Raw genomic sequence first — 1,658 nt, 5'->3', positions numbered from 1 at the left:
CGCTCTAGACGAGCAGATGAGTGCTCCGGACCTTGGCCTTCGTAACCATGAGGCAGAAGCATCGTCAGGCCGCACAAACGTCCCCACTTTTGCTCACCAGACGAAATGAATTGGTCAATAACCACTTGTGCGCCGTTAGCGAAGTCACCAAACTGCGCTTCCCAAATGGTCAAACCGCCAGGTTCAGCTGTTGCATAACCGTACTCAAATGCAAGAACAGCTTCTTCCGACAACACAGAGTCAAAAACTTGGAAAGGCCCCTGCTTGTCATGGATATTCGCTAGCGGGATGTAAGTGCTTGCATCTGATTGGTTGTGAAGAACTGAGTGACGATGGAAGAAAGTACCACGACCTGAGTCCTGACCAGAAATACGGATACGCTTACCATCGTCTACCAATGTCGCGTAAGCCAATGTTTCAGCCATACCCCAGTCAATAGCCTTCTCACCTGTCATCATTGCTAAGCGATCGTTGTACAGCTTGTTTACTCGGCTTTGCAGCTTGTGGCTTTCCGGGTACTGACATAAACGATTACCTAGTTCGACAAGGCGTTGCTTATCGTAGGTCGATTCCCATTGCATATCCCACTCGTGTCCCAAGTAAGGAGACCAGTCTACAGAATGCAATGCCATCGGACGCCACTCTTTCACCACGACTTCACCGCGGTCAAGTGCATCACGATACTCGTTCACCAACTGCGTTGCAGTTTCAATATCCGACTCATTCTTATCAATCAGAACATCGGCGTACAGTTTACGAGGAGTTGGGTGCTTTTTGATTTTTTGGTACATCAACGGCTGAGTCGCGTTCGGTTCATCCGCTTCGTTGTGACCATGACGACGGTAACAAACCAAATCAATCACGACATCACGCTTGAACTCGTTGCGGTAATCCAATGCAATGCGAGTAACAAAAGCAACCGCTTCTGGATCATCGGCGTTAACGTGGAAAATCGGTGCCTGAACCATCTTAGCGATGTCAGTACAATACATGGTTGATCGAGTGTCACGCGGGTTAGACGTTGTAAAGCCAACCTGGTTGTTTACAACAATACGAACCGTACCGCCAACGCAGAAACCACGAGCAAGTGACATGTTGAACGTTTCAGCCACTACACCTTGGCCAGCAATCGCAGAGTCACCATGAATAGTGATAGGAAGAACTTTGCTGCCGTGGTTGTCACCCAAACGGTCTTGACGTGCACGCACGGAACCGATAACCACTGGGTTTACGATTTCTAAGTGAGATGGGTTAAACGCAAGCGCTAAGTGAACATCGCCACCAGGAGTTGCGAAGTCTGCAGAGAAACCTTGGTGGTATTTAACGTCACCGGTACCCCACGTTTCATCGTGCTTACCCGCGAACTCATCAAATAGATCTTGTGGTTTCTTACCCAGTACGTTCACCAGCATGTTCAAACGACCACGGTGAGCCATACCAATAACCACTTCACGCATGCCACTCTTACCCGCATGACGAATCAGTTCTTTCGTCATTGGGATAAGCGCATCACCACCTTCTAGAGAGAATCGCTTCGCACCAGGGAATTTTGCGCCTAAATAACGCTCAAGGCCTTCCGCTGCAGTCAACTCTTCAAGGAACGTGCGTTTTTCATCTTGGTTGAATGATGGCTGGCCTACGACAGACTCAAGACGTTG

1 protein-coding gene is annotated in these 1,658 nt (G+C 49.0%); it reads right to left on the bottom strand.

The window, feature by feature from the left end:
* Nucleotides 1–1,658: 2-oxoglutarate dehydrogenase E1 component (gene sucA / locus R7F07_RS24705; RefSeq protein ID WP_318110597.1), on the bottom strand; the 1,658-nt coding region annotated here is incomplete at both ends.

The organism is Vibrio sp. YT-16 (assembly GCF_033337405.1).
Taxonomy (GTDB): Bacteria; Pseudomonadota; Gammaproteobacteria; order Enterobacterales; family Vibrionaceae; genus Vibrio; species Vibrio alginolyticus.
Note: the sequence above shows the minus strand (reverse complement) of the source record. Positions and strands in the feature narration are given on the sequence as shown.